Genomic DNA, 20,431 nt, shown 5'->3' with positions numbered 1-20,431 from the left:
TTTTATTTGCGCTGATCGCGAGGAACGAAGCTGCGGAAGGCTTCGCCGGTGTAGATCTGGCGCGGGCGGTAGATCTTGGATGCGGGGTTCTCCACGAGTTCGCGGTACTGAGCGATCCAGCCGGGAAGGCGGCCCATTGCGAACAGGACGGTGAAGAAGTCCGTGGGGAAGCCCATGGCGCGGTAGATCAGGCCGGTGTAGAAGTCAACGTTCGGGTAGAGCTTGCGGCTGATGAAGTAGTCGTCAGCGAGAGCAATCTCTTCGAGGTTCATGGCGAGCTCGAGGGTGTCGTCGCCGCCGAGCTTCTCGAGAACTTCGTGGGCGGTCTTCTTGATGATGGCCGCGCGGGGATCGTAGTTCTTGTAGACGCGGTGACCGAAGCCCATGAGGCGAACGCCGGGCTCCTTGTTCTTCACGCGGTTCATGAAGTCGGTTGCGTCACCGCCGTTGGCCTTGATTTCGTCAAGCATCTCGAGCACAGCTTGGTTGGCGCCGCCGTGCAGCGGGCCGGACAGTGCGTTGATGCCTGCAGCCACGGACACGAACATGTTTGCCTGAGCGGAGGCAACCATGCGGACAGTGGAGGTGGAGCAGTTCTGCTCGTGATCAGCGTGCAGAATCAGCAGCTGATCGAGTGCCTTGACTAGGAGGGGATCAACCTCGTAGGGCTCGGTCGGGAAACCGAACATCATGCGCAGGAAGTTTTCACGCGCGTTGAGGGAGTTGTCGGGGTACATGTAGGGCTCGCCGTGGCGTGCACGATGTGCGTAAGCGGCAAGCATCGGAACCTTAGCCATGAGTCGGACGGTGGCCTTCTCAAGGTGATCAGGGTTCAGGGGATCAAGCTCGTCCTGGTAGTAGGTCGAGAGGATGTTCAGCGAGGAAGCCAGCACAGCCATGGGGTGCGCGTTGCGCGGGAAGACAGAGAACTGCTTCTTAAAGTCCTCGTCCAGCAGCGTGTGGTGGCGAACTTCGTCGTTGAAAGCCAAGAGCTGTTCCTGGGTGGGCAGCTCTCCGTGGATCAACAGGTAAGAAACCTCATTGAAGGTGGTCTTTTCCGCGAGGTCTTCAATTGCGTAACCGCGGTAGCGGAGGATGCCCTTCTCACCATCAATGTAGGTAATTGCGGACTCGGTAGAGCCGGTGCTGACGTAGCCGGGGTCGTAAGTGACCAAGCCGGTTGCGTCGCGAAGCTTGCCGAGGACGATACCGTCGTTGCCTTCGGTAGCGCGCACGATATCCATTTCGTACTCGCCGCCGGGGTAGCTCAGTATGGCCTTGTCCTTGTTCTCTGTAGCCACAGTATTACCTTTCAAACTTGTGAAGCGGTCTCCCTAGGATGAGGGATTCCACCGGCTTGTTGCGGGGCTAGCACCGCATTCGGGCTTTGTTTTACTCACATGCCTTGCCTGCCACTTGGTCGGCATCCCTTATGGGGAAAGCCCTCCAAGATCGAGACAATCATTTAAGCGATCAGAGCCACACTACCGCAGCTGACAGTGAAAGGTAAGCGGGAGCAACAATGTTGCTGCTTGTATCACGTTTTATTCACTGGAAGGCGGCGGGTTTTTGGGCCGGTTGTGCCCCTCAAGCACCTGCTTATATATCGTTATCACCGAAGTTTCGTGGTGTTGGTCGCAGTTTAGCAAAGTTTGTGACCATCCCCCCATTTGTGCAGCGTTAGGAGCCAACGGCACCCGAATAATCCTCCGCCCAGCCGGGGCAATTGATGATGCGCACCTCGGTAGCCTCGTAAGCCTGGGCGCCTAACGACCATTGGAGGTTTTTCAGACTTTGCACCCACCCCCTAGTCGGGGGTAAACCACTCTTGGCGCGGTGCCCCACATAAGGGGTATGACGCAAACACCTGCGCAGGCGGTGCAGTACTCTGGAAGAGCATGTGCTTGGTAGAGCACTGTCCCTTGAGAGCCAGGAATTAGAGAAGGTACCCGGATGTCCGACATGCCCACCCTCCCCAACGATCTTCAACCCGCTGATGGCCGCTTCGGCTGCGGCCCTTCCAAAGTTCGCCCCGAGCAGATCCAGGCGATCGTCGATGGCGCAACGTCCATTATGGGCACCTCGCACCGTCAGCCCGCAGTAAAGAATGTGGTCGGCTCTATCCGTGAGGGTCTCAGCGAGCTCTTCCGTTTGCCTGAGGGCTACGAGATCGTCCTGTCTTTGGGTGGCGCCACCGCTTTCTGGGACGCCGCAACCTATGGTTTGATCGAGAAGCGCTCCGGCCACCTTACTTTCGGTGAGTTTTCCTCTAAGTTCGCCTCTGCTTCCGCTAAGGCTCCGTGGCTGGAGGAGCCCACCTTGGTCTCCACTGATCCCGGTGATGCTCCCGAGCCTGTAGCCATGGATGGTTGCGACCTCATCGGTTGGGCACACAACGAAACCTCCACCGGCGCGATGGTTCCTGTCACTCGCCCCGCAGGGTCCGAGGGCTCCCTGGTCGCTATCGACGCCACCAGTGGCGCAGGTGGTCTGCCTGTCGACATGTCGCAGGCTGACGTGTACTACTTCTCTCCCCAGAAGTGCTTCGCTTCCGATGGTGGCCTGTGGTTCGCTGCCATGAGCCCCGCCGCTTTGGAGCGCATCGAAAAGATCAATGCGTCTGACCGCTTCATCCCGTCGTTTTTGAACCTGCAGACTGCTGTCGACAACTCCCGCAAGAATCAGACCTACAACACCCCGGCTGTGGGCACATTGTTGTTGATGGACAATCAGGTGCAGTGGATGAACGCTCAGGGTGGCTTGGATGCCATGGTTGCTCGTACCACCGAGTCTTCTTCCATTCTTTACGATTGGGCCACGGCTCGCCCCGAAACCTCTTGCTACGTGGCTGATCCCGCGAAGCGTTCGCTGGTTGTCGGCACCATTGATTTTGATGACGCCGTGGATGCATCTGTTGTCGCGAAGATTCTGCGTTCCAATGGAATTGTTGACGTCGAGCCCTACCGTAAGCTTGGGCGCAATCAGCTGCGCGTCGGCATGTTCCCGGCTATTGATTCCACCGATGTTGCCACCTTGACCAAGGCGATTGATTTCATCCTCGATGGTGGTTACGCAGCCCGCTAAAGGTGGGTAGTGCTTTCTTTTACCTGCTTGTGACGCCGCGTTAGTGTGTGGCGTCAACGGCCCGGCATCTGCTTGCTGGGCCGTTTTGTGCGTTAAAGTGGAGCACAATTGTATTCGCGTTAGGGTCAGGAGTAACGATGCGTGAGCTTCGCTTTGAGAGCACCGAGTCTGATGGTAATTCTTTGGTGTTTACCTCCGATTCTTCTGCCAATGGTGCCCAGGAGCAGTTTTTCCTGGCCCTGGATACCTTGTCGCCTCAGGATATTGACGCCCTGGCCAGTGCATTAGAGTCCTCTCGCGGCCGCGCTGATGTCTCCACAGTTGAGGCTTCTGCCGAGACTGCGACGCCAGGAGATGACGTCGCTTCCTCCCCCGCTGAACCCGCAGCTGAACCCGTTGAGTCGCCGCGTTCGCAGCCGCTCAAGCTGCGCCCAAAGGAGATTCAGGAGCGTATTCGCGCGGGCGCTACCGTCGAAGAGGTTGCGGAGCTAGCTGGAGTCTCTGTGGAGCGCATCGACGACTACGCCTACCCGGTGCTGTTGGAGCGTTCGCGGATGGCTGAGATCGCCAAGAAGGCCTATCCGGTGCGTGACGACGGCCCGGCCAAGCTCACCCTGTGGGAGATTTTGGCGACTGCCTTCGCCGCCCGTGGTATCGATTTGGAATCTGCCGAGTGGGATTCCTACCGTGATGCATCCAACCAGTGGGTGGTGAGCGTGTCGTGGAAGGCCGGCCTGTCGGAGAATACGGCTGAGTGGTCACTGCATACCAAGAATTTCGGCCAGTCCACTGCTGTGGCAAGAAACGCCATCGCGGCTGATGTGATCGATCCGGAGTTCATCCAGCCAGTGCGCAAAGTCAGCGTCCACCGGCCCCGCCCTTCTGCGGAAGACACCCAAGAAATGGATCTTCTGTCAGAGCTGACTGGCGTTGTCGAAACCCCTGCCGCTGCGCAGTCCGATGCCGCTGATGTTTCTGCTGCCGACGGCGACGCTGGGGCCGAGCAGTCGGATTCCCAGGCCCCCCAGCGGGAAGGTCAGGAGCCTTCCTCCAAGCGTCGCCGCAAGGCCGTGACTCCTCACTGGGAGGACGTCCTGTTGGGGGTTCGTGCCAACACGAAGCGGCCACGTAGCTAGCGGGGATCGTCGTGGATTGCAGTGCGGTTGTGACCGCGTGGTTTGTCACCGCTGCGGATGTTGCTGCGGTGATCAATTCTCATCCTCGGGCGGATCGTGGTTTCGGCCGGAAACTGTTGGCCCAGTTGAATCCTTCGTGGCCGATCACCCCCATTGGCCAGTTTTCGATGAACCGCAGTGTTCCGACGTCCACCGGCGAATTTTATATTGCGGGTTTTCCGGGTGTGGGCATTATCCAGACGGTGGTGGAAGACGCACGCAGTGTGGCGCACTTGCCTGATTTTTTGCTGACTGCTCTGCCAGCGGCTGATGTATATATCAGCGCGGTCAATGAGTCCACTGGGCTTGGGGGCTTTGCACATTTTTCGGGTGGCGTTCTGCGCCGTAGTTTTTTTGCGACCCCTGACCGGATTTTCGAAGACGAAGGCGTGCCCGAGCCTTTCGAGTTGCCTTTTTGGTCCCAGGAACGCACTGACGGGGGCATTTTGTTGCCTTTTGATCCGGTGGAGTTGGCTGTGGCGTCCCAGCAGGGGTGGCTGGGGGTTGATGTGTCGATGGAGGGCCCGCCGATCAATATTGTGGCGTTCGCGGTCGATGGGCGCCCTGAGCCGAAGCAGGTTCCGTTGGTGACGCGGCCGGTGGCCCCGGTTGATACCGGTTCTGAGGTTTTGGAGCCGGATTATGAGGATCTGTCGATTGATGCGGAGGCCGAGATGACCGCCCGCATGCGTGATACTGCCGCGAAGGCTAGCGACGTGGGCCGCACCTTATTGTCGGGCATGAGTGATGCGGCGAAGTCTGCGGCGCATTCGGCTCGCGAGCGTTTGCGCCGCATCGACCGTTCCTGACGTCGCGGGGGTTAGCCGTGCAGGTGCCTGTCGCGTTCGTAGAATGCGATGGCTGCTGCGGTGGCGAGGTTGAGGGAGTCTGTGCCTTCCGCCATGGGGATCCGTGCGCGGGTGTGGGTGTAGTGCATGGTTCTTTCGCTCAAGCCTGGCCCTTCAGCGCCCACGAGTAGCGCTGCTTTCTCGACGCCTTGTAGAGCGGCCGCGATTGTCGGCGCCTGCGGGTCGGGCGTCAACGACACAGTGCTAAAGCCTGCCTCGTGCAGCTGCTGCATACTGTGGTGCCAGTTGCGTGTGCTTCCCTCGAAGAAAGCGAAGGGAAGTCGCAGAACGTGCCCCATCGACACCCTCACCACGCGGCGATACAGGGGGTCTGCGCAGCCGGCGCCGAACAGCACGGCGTCAACACCCATTCCTGCTGCATTACGGAAGATGGAACCAATATTTTCTAAGTCGCCCACGCCTTCGAGCACCACCACCGTTCGTGCCCCGTCGATGGCTTCTGCCACCGACAGCGGCTCCGTGCGCTGCGCTACGGCGACCAGTCCTCGGTGCATATCGAAACCGGCGACCTCGGCCAACAGTGCGCGTGACACCTCATAGACGTCGATACCTAAGCTGTGTAAGTGCTGCACGCACGCAACTCGGGCGGATTCCGGATCCTCGCCTGCAATGCCATGTTCCTCGGCGTATGCGTCGATGAAGCCGCGCAGTTTGGACCCGAAGCCCACGATTGCGCGCACCGGGTAGCGGGAGTCAACCAGCCGGCCAACCACCAGTGCACCCTCGGCGATAACTAGCCCCTTGCCGTCGGGTAGATCGGGGCGGTGATCAGAATTGTTAAGATCCCGAAAATCGTCCAAACGGGGGTCATGGGGACCGTCGAGGCGTACAACCCCGTCGATCGCATCAAAGCTAGCTGGCTGGGTGCTCATTAGATAGCGTTCATGATGGGATCGACTGCAAAGTACACAAGGAACAATGCAGAGATCAGCCACAACAGCCAGTGAACTTGCTTAGCTTTGCCGGACGCCAGAGCCATCAGAACGTAGGCGATGAAACCGACGCCGATGCCGTTGGCAATCGAGTAGGTGAAAGGCATGACCACGATCATCAGGAAGGCGGGCAGTGCGATAGAGAAGGTGGAAAAGTCGATGTCTTTGATCTGCGCCATCATGAGGGCACCGACGACAACCAATACGGGTGCAGCGGCCTCAATCGGGACGATGGAATACAGCGGGGTGAGGAACATCGCGGCCAAAAACAGCACGCCGGTGACGACGTTCGCAAGACCAGTGCGCGCACCGTCAGCAATACCCGCTGCGGAGTCAATGTAGACAGTGTTGGAGGAAGCAGACACACCGCCACCGATGATGGCACCGGTGCCCTCAACGATCAGGGCGCGCTTCATGTCGGGAAGGTTGCCGTCCTCATCAACCAAGCCGCCCTGCTTGCCCAATGCGGTCATGGTGCCCATGGCATCAAAGAAGTTCGCGAGCACAAGGGTGAACACCAAAAGGGAGGCGCTGAGCACACCAATGCGGCTGAAGGCCCCCACCAAATCAACCGCACCAACGAGGGAAAGGTCCGGCATACCGCCGATGGAATCCGGCAGGGTCGGCACCGCAAGCGACCATCCAGTGGGGTTGGGCTTGCCATCAACGAAGGAAGGACCAGCACCGGTGAGAGCCTCGACAATCATGCCGATCACGGTGGTCACAACGATGCCGATAAACAATCCGCCACGGGTATTGCGGGCAACCAGCACGCCACAGATGACCAAACCGCACACAAAAACAAAGGTCGGCCACGACGCGATGGAACCATTGATGCCTAGGCCGACGGGGACGGTGGTGCCCGCGGCGTCAGGAATACGGCGGACGAAACCAGAATCAACCAGGCCGATCATCGCGATGAACAGGCCAATACCCACGCCCATTGCGGCTTTGAGTTCGCGGGGGATGGCGTTGAAGACGGCGACGCGGAAACCCGATACGGCCAGTAACACGATGATGATACCGTCGATGACCACCAGGCCCATGGCCTCCGGCCACGTCAGACCCTCAGTGGCAACCAAGGTGACGGCCACAAGAGTATTAATGCCCAGGCCGGTGGCGATGCCGAATGGGTAGCGCGCGAACAAACCAAACAGGATGGTCATGGCGCCTGCGGCCAGTGCGGTCACTGCGGCAACGCGTGCGCCGCCAAGCGCTTGGCCTGTGATGTCCTCGGTGGTTCCGAGGATGAGCGGGTTAAGAATGATGATGTAGGCCATCGCGAAGAATGTGACGAGTCCGCCACGTACTTCGGTGCCTACGGTGGATCCACGTTCCGAGATGTGGAAGTAGCGATCAAGTGCTTGCTGCATGAACTCTCCGTTTAAAGGTACTGGGGCGGGGTTCGCCCTCAGTGAACTGGCGCTTTAAAGAATCTCACTGAGTCCGCTCAATGGGCAAATACTGGGCATAGCCCCACTCACCCAGGGGTGCTTTAGGGTGTATTACGTGCCGCGCATTGTGTTGATCGACAATCAGGATTCTTTTTCGCATCTGTTAGCTGATGCGATTTTTCGCGCCGTCGGTGTTTTTCCGCAGGTGGTTGCCCATGACGGCGAATTGCCTGCGGACGCCGACGTGTTTGTGCTCTCCCCCGGCCCCGGCCGACCAGAGGACGCGCGATTGAGTATCGAGGCCGTGCGCAGCGGCGTGCCGTGCGTGGGGGTGTGTTTGGGGCATCAGGTCATTGCGATGGAGGCCGGCGCGACGGTAGGGCCCGCGCAGTTTCCGATGCATGGCCGTGTCAGCCAGGTGTCGCATTGCGGCACGGGAATGTTCGCGGGGTTGCCGCAGCCGATGGAGGTTGTGCGCTATCACTCCTTGGAGATCACAGATTTTAATGACGCCGCGTTGGAGGTTCTGGCCCGCGCGGACGACGGTTCGATCATGGCCTGCCGCCGGACGGATGCACCGCAGTGGGGTGTGCAGTTTCACCCGGAGTCCATTGCGACTGAGCAGGGCGTGGACCTTGTGCGTAATGTCCTGCTGTGTGCATTGAAGCCATGGGAGTGGGCGCACCGCTACCCGTATTTTGCGTGGCTTGAATTCGACGGATACACCCGCATCGCTGCCGGGAATGAGCACTGGGAGGGGCCGTTGGATACAGATGTCGCCCTGTATGGTGCCCTGTCCTATGAGGCCACAGGCGGGGTGGATGGCAGCACTGCCGCACAGCTGCACGCCAACAACAACTCCGGTGCCGATAGTGCGCAGAGTATATGGTTTCACCCCGTGCATGAGCTGCGTTGGGAAGGAGCCGTACCGGAGGAACTTTTGGGCGGCGTTCCCCCTGCACCGCAGGCCAGTGCCATTTCTTTCCGCGATAGCCGCGAGGACTACCGCGAGGCCATTTCACGTTGTCGCCAGGCCATTGCCCGCGGTGATTCCTACGAGTTGTGCTTGACCACCGCGGCGTCATCAAACTTGCTTGAAGAGGTTTCTGCGATTGAACTGTATGTGCGCCTGCGCTCGCTGGTGCCGGCACCCATGCGCGGGATGTTAACGAGCCCCGAGGTGTCGATTATTTCAGCATCCCCGGAGCGCTTCATACGCGTCCGCCCCGAGCAGCCAACAGCCGCGGGTGGGCGCACGATCTCGGCCCATCCGATTAAGGGAACCCGCCCAGCCGGCAGCGACCCCGCGGAACTGTTATCTAGCGAAAAGGATCGCGCGGAGAATCTGATGATCGTCGACCTCATGCGCAATGATCTCGCCCGCGTATGCACCCCGGGAAGCGTCACGGTGGAGGAACTTTTTGGTATCTACGAGCTCCCCCAGGTCACCCAGATGATTTCGACTATTTCTGGTCACGTGCGCCCGGAAATCTCCGCCATCGACGCCACGCTCGCTGCTTTCCCGGGCGGCTCGATGACGGGTGCACCAAAGCAAAAAACTATGGATCTTCTGCGGGAATACGAAGGGCACCCTCGCGGTTATTATTCCGGGGTGATGGGCTACATTGACTGTGACGACATTGACCTGTCCATGCTGATTCGCTGCGTCGTGCTACGTCAGCGACGTCTGCACTACGGCGTGGGCGGTGCAATAACGTGGCTGAGCGACCCAGATGATGAATACGATGAGATCCTTGTGAAGGCCCGGCCGTTGTTTGCGCTGCTAGGCCAACAGTATGTGCCGTAGGTAGTGCTGCGGTCGTGTGTGTCCACGCGGTGCCTCTTGGTGCCGGCCGGTGGTGTTGTACAGGTGTGCTTTATGCACGTTAGTTCTGCGAGGTGCGTGGTTTGTGAGTTCCCTAGGGATGACCTCTTTTCGGATGGTTGATGGCAGGGTTCGTGGTTTGGACCTGCATCTCGAACGTTTGCGCACCTATTCGTCGCTCGAGTCGGTGCCGTGGACTACCGAGGTCGAGCGGGCGATCTTGGGCCGGCTGCGTAGTTTTGGCCCCGCACCGTGCAATCCGAAAATTAGTTTGGAGGGCACCCATTGGGTGGTGACGCATCGTCCGGACCGTGTGGTGGAGGATTCGGCGATTGTTCGTGTCCATCCTGTGCTGGATGAGCGCTACAATCCCACGGTCAAGGGCCCGGATATTTACATGTTGGGTGTGTTGATGCATCGTGCTCATGAAAAGGGCGCTACCGAGGGTATTTTGGGTTGCCCGGAGGCCCCGAGAGATCGGATCGTGGAGTGTTTTTATTCCACTCCCCTGGCGTTTGATGCCGATGGTGTTGTGCATGTGTCGACGCATCCACGGACGTTGGCGTCGGTGACTGCCGGCTTAGTGTTGCCGCTGGTTGAGCGTTGGGGTTTCCGGGTGATTCGCCACGAGTTGGGTTTGCGCCCGCCGCACTTGATGCGTTCGCATGTGTGGTTGTTGAATTCTTTTTCCGGGGTTCGTTCGGTGTCGCATTGGTTGGAATATGCCGCTATGGTGCCTACGTCTTGCCCCGAGATCCCGGAGCATGTTGCTCGCGCTGCGGGAATTGATGACGTCGCGGGCCCTGCGGCCTGGGAACATTTGCGCGGCGTCGTCAATGATTATTTGTGGGCGCAGGCTCAGTCTGTACACGATGTTTAAACGCTCGTGTCGGCGGAAGCCATGGTTGTGTTGCGCCTGGGTTTTAGGCTTTGTCGGAGCTGATTGACCAGGTGACAACGTAGGGGGTTTCTTCGCCTTGGTCGTCGTGGCCGATCATCAGGGAGGACACTTCGATGACCATTAGTTGGGCGTCGTCTTCGTGGGTGGGCAGGGTTATTTCCTGCTTTTCGTGGGAGCCGTAGTAGGACTGGTCGTTTTTGGCGGGGTTGTCGTAGATTTTCAGCAAGGCCCAGTCGTGGTCGTAAATGGCTTCGGGGAGGGTGAGGGTCACGTCGTCGCCGAAGCTTAGTTCTGTGAGTGGTTGTTCTTGGCATTCGACGCCTTGTTCGCACACGGAGTAGGGGGCTATTTCTTCTGTTGTGTCCCCTGTGGCGACGGTGATGTGGACGTCTTGCGGTTCCGGGTCGGCGGGTTTCCACCAGGTGCGGAAGCCTAGGAATGCGATGGTGACTACGACGACGGTGGCCAGCATGACCCCAATTTGGATGAGGGTAGTTTTTGTGTTGCGTTCGGGTGCTGGTTCGACGGTTGATGTGGTCGCGTCGTGTGTGGGCTCGCTCATGGGGGATTATTCTACGTTGACGAGGGCGACCTCGTACAGGTCTGGCCAGCGTTTGCCTGTCATAAATAGTCGTCCTGCGGTGCCTGCGTCGCTGTTGCGTTCGTGAGGGTTGGCTGTGGCGATGCCGTTGAGGACGTTGTTTGGGTCGGGTGTTGCGTTGTTGGGCAGGCCGGATGCGTCGATGTGTGCGGTGACGTGGCCGTCGTCGGGGTTGATTTCGTAGACGTCTGTGGTGAGGAAGCGGTTGGCTAGCACTCGGGGTGTGTTGTGGCCGTGTCGGTCGTAGGTGCAGTCGAGTTCGTTGAGTTTGTCTATTTTTTCGCCCGTGTCTGGATTGATGACGTCGCGTGTGCCGATGACGTCAAAGGTGTGTGGGTCGCGCAGGGTGAGGGTTGCGCTACCGTCGGACATGACGAGGTAGTCCTCGTAGGCGCACAGTCCCCAGCCTTGGCCTTGGTAGGTGACGGTGTCTTGTGTTCTTAGGGTGTGGGGGTCGCGTTTGTAGGCTGTCCCGGCTTTCCATGTGAGTTGCCATAGTGGTCCGGATGGTTGGGCGACGGTGATCCCTTCGCCGAATAGTTCGGAGTCGAGGACTTCTGAGGTGGCTGTTTCTTTGCCTTCGATGGTGGTGCGGTAGACCCGGCCTTCACCCCACCAGCCTGTGGAGACGAGGAGGTTACCGGTGTCGTCGAATTCGAGGCCTTGGGTGAAGCTGTCGGCGTCGAATGGGTAGCGGGTGATGACGTCTGCCCGTAAGTGTTCTACGTGGTCGGGGTCGACTTGTGTGCAGGCGGTGGCTAGTGGGAGCGCTGCTGCACAGATGATGAGGAGTGCGCGCGCGTGTGCTCGGGCGTGCTGGTGTGTTGCGTGGCGCATGGCTCTATCATGCCTGAAGGGTGTGGGGCCTGGGTTGATTGCTGGTGGCAACCGTGGATAATGGACAGGTGCCTGATTCAACAACACCGCTGTGTGGCGATGCTGCCCGCGACGTTGCGCGCGCCGCGCTTCTTGAGCTCGATGAGGGGCCTGTTGGGCGTCATTTGGGGGTTCGACGTTTGGGGGAAAATCTGGCTTTGCATCGTTTCTCAGCCTCTGTTCCGGGCTATCCGGGGTGGGAGTGGACGGCTGTTGTGGCCTGTGCCCCGGGCAGCGAGCACGTGACCATTAATGAGGTTGCTTTGCTGCCGGGCGATGAGGCGTTGAAGACCCCAGAGTGGGTTCCTTATGAAGATCGTGTCCGCCCGGGAGATTTGGGGCCTAATGATGAGATGCCTCCGCGTCCGGACGATCCCCGACTTGAGCGCGGTGACGATGGTTACGCACTGAGTGAACAGGGGTTGTCTGCTGCGAAGGACCGCTGGCGTAAAGGCGATACTGGTCCGAATTCGGATTTTGCTCGCGCGACGAAGTTGTTCTGTAAGACCTGTGCTTTTTGTGTCCCCGCCGGGGAGGTCATTGGCCAAGGCTTCGGTGTGTGCACCAATGAGTATTCCGCTGACGGCAGGGTTGTGCAGCTTGGTTTTGGTTGCGGTGCCCACTCGGATACGCCCCCGGCGGAGATCCTCGGCCAGGCGGAACACACTGCCTTTGATGACGAAAAGCCCATTCCCCTGGTCTAGAACCTAGGGCAATGGGCTGGGCTGGGTCCCGTATGTTCCGGGGGTTGCTTAGGCGTCGAGCTCGGTGGCGACGACGCGCAGGATCTCTGCGACCTGGCGACCCACCTTTTTCTCCGGGTATCGGCCGGCGGCGAGTCCCGGCTGCACCGTGGTTTCCAGAAGGGTGACTAAGTCTGCGACCATGCTCCCTAGCTGATCCGCACTGTACTTATGCACCTTGTGCTTGGGGGGATCGAGTACTTCCATGCGCAGGACCTGGGGGCCTTTGCGGCCGGCGACAAAGTCGAATTCGATCCTCTGCCCCGGGTAGAGGTCATCGATGCCCTCGGGTAGTACGGACTTGGGCAGGAAGCAGTCTTCTTCACCGGGGTTGCTAACGAAACCGAAGCCGCGTTCGGGGTCGTACCACTTCACTTTGCCGATGGGCATGAGTTTCTCCTTTTTATCGTTTTCGCGTTCGTTGAGGGGTGAGCTATAACCTAACGCCCACTTTAACGCGCCGCAGGCTGCTATTGTTCCCTCGCGCGCACCGTGGCGTTGCGCTGCATAACTGAGGGCGACGCGAATCACACTGACTTTTTTAACGCTCCCCTACAGCCCTGACCTGCACTTTCTAAAATTTGGTAACAAATCTGCAAACTTTTTGAGCTTTTAGCGTGACTATTTCGTTATAAACGTCTAGGGTGGTCTGAGATATTCAAGCACTTCCTTCGAGAGGATTTTCATGGCTCGTCATGCAGCTAAAAACTCGTCCGTAGCGACCAAGCTCGCAGCTACCACCGTCGCGTTGGGCACCGCTGCTACCATCCTGGCCCCGAACGCCTCCGCAGCGCCCGATTCTGACTGGGACCGTCTGGCACAGTGCGAGGCCGGCGGCAACTGGCAGATCAACACTGGTAACGGCTACCACGGTGGCCTCCAGTTCTCCCCCTCCACCTGGCGTGCATACGGTGGCGGCCAGTTCGCCCCCTTCGCTTTCCAGGCAACCCGCGAACAACAGATCGCGATCGCTGAGAAGGTCCTGGCTGGCCAGGGCTGGGGCGCATGGCCGTCCTGCTCCGCTCGCCTGGGTCTGAGTTCCGCACCGACCCTCCGCGACGTCCAAGCATCCCCCGCTGTTCAGGCTGTCGAGCGCACCGTTGAGCGCGCAGTCGAGGCTTCCAGCGAGAACTCCTCCCTGCCGTCTGATGCACTGTTCAAGCAGCTGCAGGACGCATTCAACCGTGCAGGCATCCAGATGCCCGCGTTCATCACCAACTACTACAACGCCAACCGTTCGGAGTTCAACAACTTCTACAACGCTAACCGCGGCACCATTGAGGCTCTGCTGGCTAACAACTAATCTGCACAACACAAACCCCCGGCCTGCTGGAAAAGCAGTGTCCGGGGGTTTTGCTTGTGCACTCGAAGTATTACTTATTGACCTTGGTGTAGGGGTGGACGTAACCCAGCTGGGATGCGGGGACGGGGAAGATGGTCTCGTCACCATAGGGGCTGGATGCACCAGCAACCTTGGAGACCAGCTCGGTTACGGGGTGACCGCCGCCAGCGACGTGTGCAGGCCAGCCCGGGTCTACGTAGGACTTCTTCTCAACATCAGCGCTTTTACTCATGTGCTCATTGTCGCAGATGCGGGCACTAACTGCAACGACTTCACCCCTACTGTGGGATAATTGTCTGCTATGAATCCCTGCCCTGCCAGCTTCTCCAGCGGTGTTCTCGATACTCTCGCACCGGCTGAAGGGCAGCTCGCTTCCTACGAACAGTGGCTGGCAACCTGTCCGCGCGAGGTCATCTGCGCTATCGTCGCCCACCAGCCCGAGCGCACAGTCTCCCAAGTGTCAACGTTTACACAACTCGCTCGTTGCGTGGACAGGGCCTACCCGCCCACCTTGTCTTCGCTATCTGCCGCAATTGTTGAAGCCACGGAGCAACAGCGCCTCGATGGCCTCGAGCGTTCCGGAGCAAACACCCCGCGCACTTTTCAACTTGATGACGTCGCGGCGCTCATTGTCTCCAGGGCAGACGCGGCGTCATTGGGCGACAACTACCGGCCCAGTATGGCCGAACTCCGCAGTGCCTTCGTCGATCTGATCGTGGCGGGAATTGCGTGGGGCAATCCACAATCTTTTGTGATCGCGCCCCATGCCCGCAATAACCCTCTCAACCATTCATCGGCACTGTGTGTGCTGGCGGATGTCTCTATCCCTGTAGCGAGTATTCCGCAGCTGCTCGAGGGTTTAAGCCCCGAGGAGCGCAGGGTGGTCACTACCCTGGCTACCAGCGGTGGCTATGGGTTCAGCCGCTCGTTGGATCTGGAGGCGCACACGCCTGTGCCTTCGCTGCTTCGCCGTGGTGTTCTGGAGCTCGCTCCCCCGGTTGAAGGCCGAGTGCGCCTGCCCAACACCGTGCGCGCTTATGCCAAGGGAGGCCACCTCGCCCCACTGGTCTACCCCGGTTACACTCCGCCCGCAGGCGGCCCCACGCTCAAGCAGGTTGATGATGCGTGCGCCGCTGCCGCCCTGGAGGTCGTACGCGTGGCCTACGACGTGGTGACTGTTATCGAGCAGCAGCCGGTCGAGCTGGTCGCATCCGAGCAGGTCGGTGTTCGTGCTGCTAACGCCCTGGCTAAAACCCTCGGATTAGAGTTCGAGCAGTTGGCTGACGTTGTCGCTGTCCTGCGGGGCGCGGACCTCCTGACCGTCGGCGTGCCCCACCCCGAACCCGATTATGGGCGTTTTTCCTTCCTTGCCGTCACGGAGTCTTCCCAGCAGTGGATCGATTCCGACCAAGCGGCTCGTTGGGGGCTGCTCGCGCGAGGCTGGTTGGCGTCGGTGCTCTCCACGGCGTCATTAATGAAAACCGCCGAGGAGCAACACCAGAAACCAAAACTCTTCGCCCCCGAGCACAGCGACCCCATCGTGGTGACAACCAAAAAGCTACTGGTGCGGGTGTTTCGGCACTGCCACCAGCATGCGGAAACAGTCGTTGCGCTGTCCCTGGACGACATTGTTGACATCGCGTCTGTGCTGGCCCCAGGCGATGTTCCGAAGCACCCACACGATGCCTTCGGCACAGTGCTTCGGGAGGCCTCGTGGCTGGGGCTGGTATCGCGCCACACCATCGATGGGGTGGAGATGTATGCGGCCGGATCGCTGCTGCTTGAAGGTGTGGAGCGGGCAGCACAACTCTTCCCGGAGCCTGTGGATTACCTGATTGCTCAAGCCGACCACACCATTTTGGCGCCCGGCCCACTGGCGCCGAACGTCCAACGCATGCTGCTCGCTTTTGCCGACACAGAATCCGCGGGTGTTGCGACCGTATTCCGCATCTCCCCGGAGTCCATTGCGCGCGGTCTGGAACGCGGCGTCAGCGTCCCGGAAATGAAAACATTGCTGGAGACTTATGTAGTGGGGGAACTTCCCCAGCCGCTTGTGTACGCTCTGGCCGATGCCGAACGCGCACACGGGGTGCTTCGTGTCGGGGCTGCAAGCTGTTTTTTGCGCTGCGAGGACCCGGAGATGCTGGCGCACGCAGCACAAGCCGTGCCCTCGGCTGAGCTACGGCTGCTTGCGCCCACGGTGGCAATCAGTACGGTGGCGCCCACAATGCTGTTGGATCTGCTGCGTAATGCCGGTTTCTCCCCCGCCGCGGAGTCGCTAGACGGCGAGGTTGTTGACTTGAGTGTGCGGCGCTTCGAAATCTCCGACCGTCACACGGCTCGCCCCGCCGGACAGTTCAGTCCCCCGGCAACACTTGATAGCCAACTCGCCCCCCTCGATCCTGCGATGGTGGATGCCGTTGTTCGCCGCATCGGTGTGGAAGACGCCCCCAAGTGGCAGGCCGCATGCAACGCGGAAGGGCAGCAGCTGAGTGGGCGCGATGTCATCCCCGTGGTCGCCGCGGCATCCCAAGCCAAGGTGCCCGTGCGCGTCGAATTCGAGCACAGTCGGGGCGGCCTGCAGGTGCTGCAGCTTGACACATGCCGTATTCTGAGCGGTGCATTAACCGGGGTTGATTCCCAGGGTCTTCCCCGTCGAGTCAGCATCGACCGGGTGGCGGGCATCCTCGTGCCGGCTGACAGCGATCTGAAGTTCTAAGGAGTGCGTTTTGTCCAGTGGCCCTTTGATCGTCCAATCCGATAAGACCGTGCTGCTGGAGATCGATCACCCCCAAGCGGACGCTGCCCGCGCAGCACTTGCACCTTTTGCTGAGCTCGAGCGCGCACCCGAGCATGTGCACACCTACCGCATCACCCCGCTTGCGCTATGGAATGCGCGTGCCGCAGGCCATGACGCCGAACAGCTCGTGGACGTACTCGACCGATTCTCCCGCTTCCCTGTACCACAACCGCTGCTTATTGACGTCGCGGAAACCATGTCGCGCTACGGCAGGGTACGGTTACACAAACATCCAGCCCACGGGCTTATTTTGGAATCGGAAGAGCCCGCAATCCTGGCGGAAGTCTCCCGTCAGAAAAAGATCGCCCCCATGTTGGGTGCGCGCATAGATGAGCACACCTACGTCGTCCACCCCAGCGAACGCGGCCGCCTCAAACAAGAACTACTCAAAGTCGGCTGGCCGGCAGAAGACCTCGCAGGCTACATCGATGGTGAAGCCCACCCCATCGCCCTCGAAGAAGACGACTGGGAGCTGCGCGACTACCAACGCTACGCCGCCGATAGTTTCTGGGAGGGTGGCTCCGGAGTAGTGGTCCTGCCCTGTGGTGCGGGCAAAACCATGGTGGGTGCCGCAGCGATGGCCCGGGCCCAAGCCACCACCCTCATCCTGGTCACAAACACCGTCGCGGGCCGACAGTGGCGCGACGAGCTCATCAAACGCACCAGCCTCACCGCCGATGAAATTGGTGAATACTCGGGTGAGAAAAAAGAAATCCGCCCCGTAACCATCGCCACCTACCAGGTAGTCACCCGCAAAACCAAAGGCGAGTACCGCGCACTGGAGCTCTTCGACTCTCGCGACTGGGGCCTCATCATCTACGACGAGGTGCACCTGCTACCCGCCCCTGTCTTCCGCATGACCAGCGACCTGCAATCCCGGCGCCGACTAGGTCTGACCGCAACACTCGTGCGCGAAGACGGGCGTGAAGGCGACGTCTTCTCCCTCATCGGCCCCAAACGCTACGACGCCCCCTGGAAAGACATCGAAGCCCAAGGGTTCATCGCCACCGCCGACTGCGTCGAAGTCCGCTGCACCATGGAGCCCGCAGAACGGATGCTCTACGCAACCGCAGAACCCAAAGAACGCTACCGTCTCGCCGCCTGCAGCGAACAGAAATTCCCTGTCGTCACCCGCATCTTAAACCGGCACAAGGGACAACCCACCCTGATCATCGGGGCCTACCTCGACCAGCTGGAAGACATCGGCCGTCGCCTCGACGTCCCAGTCATCGAAGGCAAAACCCGCAACACCGTCCGCGAAAAACTATTCGACCAATTCCGCAACGGCGACATCAACGTACTCGTCGTCTCCAAAGTCGCAAACTTCTCCATCGACCTACCCGAAGCCGCCGTCGCCATCCAAGTCTCCGGAACCTTCGGCTCCCGACAGGAAGAAGCCCAACGCCTTGGCCGCCTGCTCCGTCCCAAAGCCGACGGCGGAGAAGCCCACTTCTACTCCGTCGTCACCCGAGACTCCCTCGACGTCGACTACGCCGCCCACCGCCAACGCTTCCTCGCTGAACAAGGCTACGCCTACCGCATCGTCGATGCCGACGATCTCATCAGCCCCATCTAAACTATCTGATATGCACATCCCCGTAGACGCCGCCCACAACAAAATCCACAATGAATTCAACCGTGACGCCGGCCGCCTCAAACTCTCCGGCTACATCCTCAGCGCCGCATTCGTCGCCGCCGCGATCATCGTCTACTTCATCAGCGGCCTGAGCACCACCGGACTACTCTTCGCCGCATCCCTCCTTGTCGTAGCCGCCCTCATGCTCGGCTCCATGATCGCCGTCAGCCGCCGCATCGGCGACCCCCAAGACCTCTACAACACCTACCCACTAGCGCCCGCCATCGTCGCAGCCAAAGGCGACCACGACCTCACACTCCTGGCACTCGTCCGCATCAATGACGCCGCGGACCGTTACGCCCTCGCAGTCAGGCCCATGAAAAGCCTCGGCCACCCCTGTGCACTCGGCGACCGCGTAGCAACAGTCGCCGTCCCAGGCCGCCGCAGCCGCCAAGGCACACTAGAAGAAGTCTCCCCCATGCCCGTCGACTGGGCCACCCCCGACACCACTGTGTGGAAGGAAGCAATCAAGAGCATCCCGGGGCGCGAATGGAACCTCCTCGAAGCAAACAAAAACCGCTTCGAAGACGTCCGCAGCACCCGCTTCAACCTGCTGCCACTGTAGAATTACCCCATGAACGCCCACGTATCCGACCCCATCCACATCGTCGGATCCGGGCCTAACGCACTCACCGCAGCCGCCCTACTCAGCCAAGCCGGCCGCGACGTACACATCTACGAACAAACCACCACCATCGGCGGTGCCTCTTCATCCGCAGACATATTCAACAACGGTGGAATAGTCGACCTCGGCGCCGCAGGCCACCCATTCGGAGCAATCAGCCCCGCCTTCAACCATCTAGGCATCACCCAAAACCTATGGGTGCACCCCACCTACCCCATGGCGCACCCACTAGAAAACGGGCGCGTCGCCCTACTCTGCAACACACTAGAAGACACCCTCGACGCACTAGCCGAACACTCCCCCACCGACGCCAACGCCTGGAAACGCCTATTCACACCCCTAGTACGCAACGCAACAACAATCGGCCAAGCAATCCTCGACCCACCAAGACACGGCGCACAACTCCTATGCAGCCCCGCAGCCGCCCTCACCTTCGGCACAACAGGCATGCTGCCCGCCAGCGTCTTAGCCAGCACCCTCTTCACCAATGACGCCGCCCACGCCCTACTACTCGGCTGCGCACTCCACGCCATCCGCCCCCCAAACCTCCCCGGAACAGCCGGCATCGGCCTACTCTTCGCCGCACTCGGAGAATCTACAGGATGGCCCATCGCACGCGGAGGAAGCGGCGAAATCACCAAGAGGCTAGCCACCATCATCAAAAACAACGGCGGTCACATCCACACCAACCACCCCATAAGCAACCCCATAGACCCACCCCCCAACAACCAACCCACCCTACTCAACACCACCAGGGCCACCGCACAACGCATCACCGGACACCCACTACCAACCATCCCCAAAGCACCCGGCATCTACAAAGTCGACTACTGGCTAAGCGAACCCACCCCCTGGACCAACCCAGAAACCAGTAAAGCCGGCACCGTACACCTCGGCGGCACACCACAACAAATGATCACCGCCGAACAAACCATCCACCACGGAAAAATCCCCACACATCCATTCATCATGGTCTGCCAACAAGACAACACCGACCCCACCCGCCGACCACAACACGGACCAGGCACAACCAGTGGCACCGCACGCCACCTATGGGCCTACGCCCACGTACCCCACGGCTACCAAGACCCCACACCCCAACACATGAAAAACCTCATCACCGACCGCATCGAACACTACGCCCCCGGCTTCAAAGACTGCATAGTCGAAACACGCACAACAACCCCATCCGACCTACAACAATGGAACCCCAACCTCACCGGCGGCGACATCACCCTCGGAACCATGGGACCCACCGGACTCCTCCACCGCGCAGCCAATCTACTCAACCACAACCAAATCCACCCCAACACCTACCTCATCAGCGCAGCCGCCTACCCCGGAGCCGGTGTCCACGGAATGGCCGGGGCCATCGCCGCCAACCACATCCTGCGCTCATAATCGTTGCTGCCCCAGGGGCGTGTGGTGTGTGTTGCTTTACTACACTCACCCACCCCACCCGTCGGGTTCATAATCGTTCAACCCCACACCCCACCCACAAACAACACCCACACACCCCACCACCCAAACACCCCCCCAATCATGACCACACAAAAAAGGAAAGACGCCACCCAACAAACAAGTGACGCCTTCCCAACAAACAAAACTATATAAAATTATCGTTTTTC

At 59.9% G+C, this 20,431-nt stretch carries 18 protein-coding genes; 11 read left to right on the top strand and 7 right to left on the bottom strand.

What is annotated here, in order from left to right; genetic code table 11:
* Positions 1-2: 2 nt before the first annotated feature.
* The gene (locus L1C91_RS02525) at positions 3-1,301 is read right to left on the bottom strand and encodes a citrate synthase (protein ID WP_234857885.1); all 1,299 of its coding nucleotides are present in this window, start codon (positions 1,299-1,301) and stop codon (positions 3-5) included.
* Between the two features lie 652 nt (positions 1,302-1,953).
* Between L1C91_RS02525 and serC the strand changes: the two genes are divergently transcribed.
* From serC to L1C91_RS02510, 3 genes are all read left to right on the top strand, one after another.
* Positions 1,954-3,084 carry a phosphoserine transaminase gene (serC, locus tag L1C91_RS02520; RefSeq protein WP_234857884.1) on the top strand — a complete coding sequence of 377 codons (1,131 nt, stop codon included), beginning with the start codon at positions 1,954-1,956 and terminating at the stop codon, positions 3,082-3,084.
* Positions 3,085-3,221: 137 nt separating this feature from the next.
* Entirely contained in the window at positions 3,222-4,220 is a 999-nt protein-coding gene (gene sepH / locus L1C91_RS02515) for a septation protein SepH (protein ID WP_234857883.1), read from the top strand.
* Positions 4,221-4,249: 29 nt separating this feature from the next.
* Positions 4,250-5,068: a DUF6928 family protein gene (locus tag L1C91_RS02510; RefSeq protein ID WP_234857882.1), complete on the top strand. Its 819-nt coding sequence runs from the start codon at positions 4,250-4,252 to the stop codon at positions 5,066-5,068.
* A gap of 11 nt (positions 5,069-5,079) precedes the next feature.
* Here the strand turns inward: L1C91_RS02510 and L1C91_RS02505 are convergent, their stop codons facing one another.
* Complete coding sequence (locus L1C91_RS02505) at positions 5,080-6,000, bottom strand: TrmH family RNA methyltransferase (RefSeq protein ID WP_234857881.1); 921 nt, start codon at positions 5,998-6,000, stop codon at positions 5,080-5,082.
* Positions 6,000-7,433: an NCS2 family permease gene (locus tag L1C91_RS02500; RefSeq protein ID WP_234857880.1), complete on the bottom strand. Its 1,434-nt coding sequence runs from the start codon at positions 7,431-7,433 to the stop codon at positions 6,000-6,002. Before L1C91_RS02500 ends, L1C91_RS02505 begins: the two co-directional genes overlap by 1 nt.
* A gap of 136 nt (positions 7,434-7,569) precedes the next feature.
* Here L1C91_RS02500 and L1C91_RS02495 point away from each other — a divergent pair, with 136 nt between their 5' ends.
* On the top strand, positions 7,570-9,261 hold the full coding sequence (locus L1C91_RS02495; protein WP_234857879.1) for a chorismate-binding protein: 1,692 nt from the start codon (positions 7,570-7,572) through the stop codon (positions 9,259-9,261).
* Positions 9,262-9,379: 118 nt separating this feature from the next.
* The gene (locus L1C91_RS02490) at positions 9,380-10,159 is read left to right on the top strand and encodes an aminotransferase class IV (RefSeq protein ID WP_234857878.1); all 780 of its coding nucleotides are present in this window, start codon (positions 9,380-9,382) and stop codon (positions 10,157-10,159) included.
* A gap of 43 nt (positions 10,160-10,202) precedes the next feature.
* Here the strand turns inward: L1C91_RS02490 and L1C91_RS02485 are convergent, their stop codons facing one another.
* Positions 10,203-10,742, bottom strand: coding sequence for a DUF2771 domain-containing protein (locus L1C91_RS02485; RefSeq protein WP_234857877.1), 540 nt, complete (start codon positions 10,740-10,742; stop codon positions 10,203-10,205).
* A 6-nt stretch (positions 10,743-10,748) separates the two neighbouring features.
* A complete protein-coding gene (locus L1C91_RS02480) occupies positions 10,749-11,618 on the bottom strand; it encodes a glutaminyl-peptide cyclotransferase (RefSeq protein WP_234857876.1) in 870 nt (289 codons plus the stop codon).
* Between the two features lie 68 nt (positions 11,619-11,686).
* Here L1C91_RS02480 and L1C91_RS02475 point away from each other — a divergent pair, with 68 nt between their 5' ends.
* Positions 11,687-12,361, top strand: a complete 675-nt coding sequence (locus L1C91_RS02475; RefSeq protein ID WP_234857875.1) for a DUF3027 domain-containing protein — start codon at positions 11,687-11,689, stop codon at positions 12,359-12,361.
* A gap of 48 nt (positions 12,362-12,409) precedes the next feature.
* On the opposite strand, the gene L1C91_RS02470 is transcribed toward L1C91_RS02475, so the two are convergent.
* Complete coding sequence (locus tag L1C91_RS02470; protein ID WP_234653646.1) at positions 12,410-12,790, bottom strand: cold-shock protein; 381 nt, start codon at positions 12,788-12,790, stop codon at positions 12,410-12,412.
* 295 nt (positions 12,791-13,085) lie between these two features.
* Here L1C91_RS02470 and L1C91_RS02465 point away from each other — a divergent pair, with 295 nt between their 5' ends.
* Entirely contained in the window at positions 13,086-13,703 is a 618-nt protein-coding gene (locus L1C91_RS02465; RefSeq protein WP_234857874.1) for a resuscitation-promoting factor Rpf1 domain-containing protein, read from the top strand.
* Positions 13,704-13,773: 70 nt separating this feature from the next.
* Here the strand turns inward: L1C91_RS02465 and L1C91_RS02460 are convergent, their stop codons facing one another.
* A complete protein-coding gene (locus L1C91_RS02460; protein ID WP_234857873.1) occupies positions 13,774-13,974 on the bottom strand; it encodes a hypothetical protein in 201 nt (66 codons plus the stop codon).
* A 69-nt stretch (positions 13,975-14,043) separates the two neighbouring features.
* Here L1C91_RS02460 and L1C91_RS02455 point away from each other — a divergent pair, with 69 nt between their 5' ends.
* The 4 genes from L1C91_RS02455 to L1C91_RS02440 are packed head-to-tail and all read left to right on the top strand — an operon-like array spanning position 14,044 to position 20,204.
* On the top strand, positions 14,044-16,461 hold the full coding sequence (locus L1C91_RS02455) for a helicase-associated domain-containing protein (protein ID WP_234857872.1): 2,418 nt from the start codon (positions 14,044-14,046) through the stop codon (positions 16,459-16,461).
* 10 nt (positions 16,462-16,471) lie between these two features.
* On the top strand, positions 16,472-18,118 hold the full coding sequence (locus L1C91_RS02450; RefSeq protein ID WP_234857871.1) for a DNA repair helicase XPB: 1,647 nt from the start codon (positions 16,472-16,474) through the stop codon (positions 18,116-18,118).
* A 10-nt stretch (positions 18,119-18,128) separates the two neighbouring features.
* On the top strand, positions 18,129-18,743 hold the full coding sequence (locus tag L1C91_RS02445) for a DUF3239 domain-containing protein (protein WP_234857870.1): 615 nt from the start codon (positions 18,129-18,131) through the stop codon (positions 18,741-18,743).
* Positions 18,744-18,752: 9 nt separating this feature from the next.
* Positions 18,753-20,204: a phytoene desaturase family protein gene (locus tag L1C91_RS02440; protein WP_234857869.1), complete on the top strand. Its 1,452-nt coding sequence runs from the start codon at positions 18,753-18,755 to the stop codon at positions 20,202-20,204.
* The last annotated feature ends 227 nt before the right edge of the window (positions 20,205-20,431 follow it).

Origin of the sequence: Corynebacterium argentoratense (assembly GCF_021491455.1) — a bacterium.
Taxonomy (GTDB): domain Bacteria; phylum Actinomycetota; class Actinomycetes; order Mycobacteriales; family Mycobacteriaceae; genus Corynebacterium; species Corynebacterium argentoratense_A.
This window is presented reverse-complemented; position numbering and strand designations above follow the sequence as displayed.

Excerpts from the sequence above, each read along its gene's own strand:
- serC (WP_234857884.1), top strand. The coding sequence starts at position 1,954 with ATGTCCGACATGCCCACCCTCCCCAACGATCTTCAACCCGCTGATGGC.
- sepH (WP_234857883.1), top strand. The coding sequence starts at position 3,222 with ATGCGTGAGCTTCGCTTTGAGAGCACCGAGTCTGATGGTAATTCTTTG.
- L1C91_RS02505 (WP_234857881.1), bottom strand. The coding sequence starts at position 6,000 with ATGAGCACCCAGCCAGCTAGCTTTGATGCGATCGACGGGGTTGTACGC.
- L1C91_RS02500 (WP_234857880.1), bottom strand. The coding sequence starts at position 7,433 with ATGCAGCAAGCACTTGATCGCTACTTCCACATCTCGGAACGTGGATCC.
- L1C91_RS02490 (WP_234857878.1), top strand. The coding sequence starts at position 9,380 with ATGACCTCTTTTCGGATGGTTGATGGCAGGGTTCGTGGTTTGGACCTG.
- L1C91_RS02485 (WP_234857877.1), bottom strand. The coding sequence starts at position 10,742 with ATGAGCGAGCCCACACACGACGCGACCACATCAACCGTCGAACCAGCA.
- L1C91_RS02480 (WP_234857876.1), bottom strand. The coding sequence starts at position 11,618 with ATGCGCCACGCAACACACCAGCACGCCCGAGCACACGCGCGCGCACTC.
- L1C91_RS02470 (WP_234653646.1), bottom strand. The coding sequence starts at position 12,790 with ATGCCCATCGGCAAAGTGAAGTGGTACGACCCCGAACGCGGCTTCGGT.
- L1C91_RS02465 (WP_234857874.1), top strand. The coding sequence starts at position 13,086 with ATGGCTCGTCATGCAGCTAAAAACTCGTCCGTAGCGACCAAGCTCGCA.
- L1C91_RS02460 (WP_234857873.1), bottom strand. The coding sequence starts at position 13,974 with ATGAGTAAAAGCGCTGATGTTGAGAAGAAGTCCTACGTAGACCCGGGC.
- L1C91_RS02455 (WP_234857872.1), top strand. The coding sequence starts at position 14,044 with ATGAATCCCTGCCCTGCCAGCTTCTCCAGCGGTGTTCTCGATACTCTC.
- L1C91_RS02445 (WP_234857870.1), top strand. The coding sequence starts at position 18,129 with ATGCACATCCCCGTAGACGCCGCCCACAACAAAATCCACAATGAATTC.
- L1C91_RS02440 (WP_234857869.1), top strand. The coding sequence starts at position 18,753 with ATGAACGCCCACGTATCCGACCCCATCCACATCGTCGGATCCGGGCCT.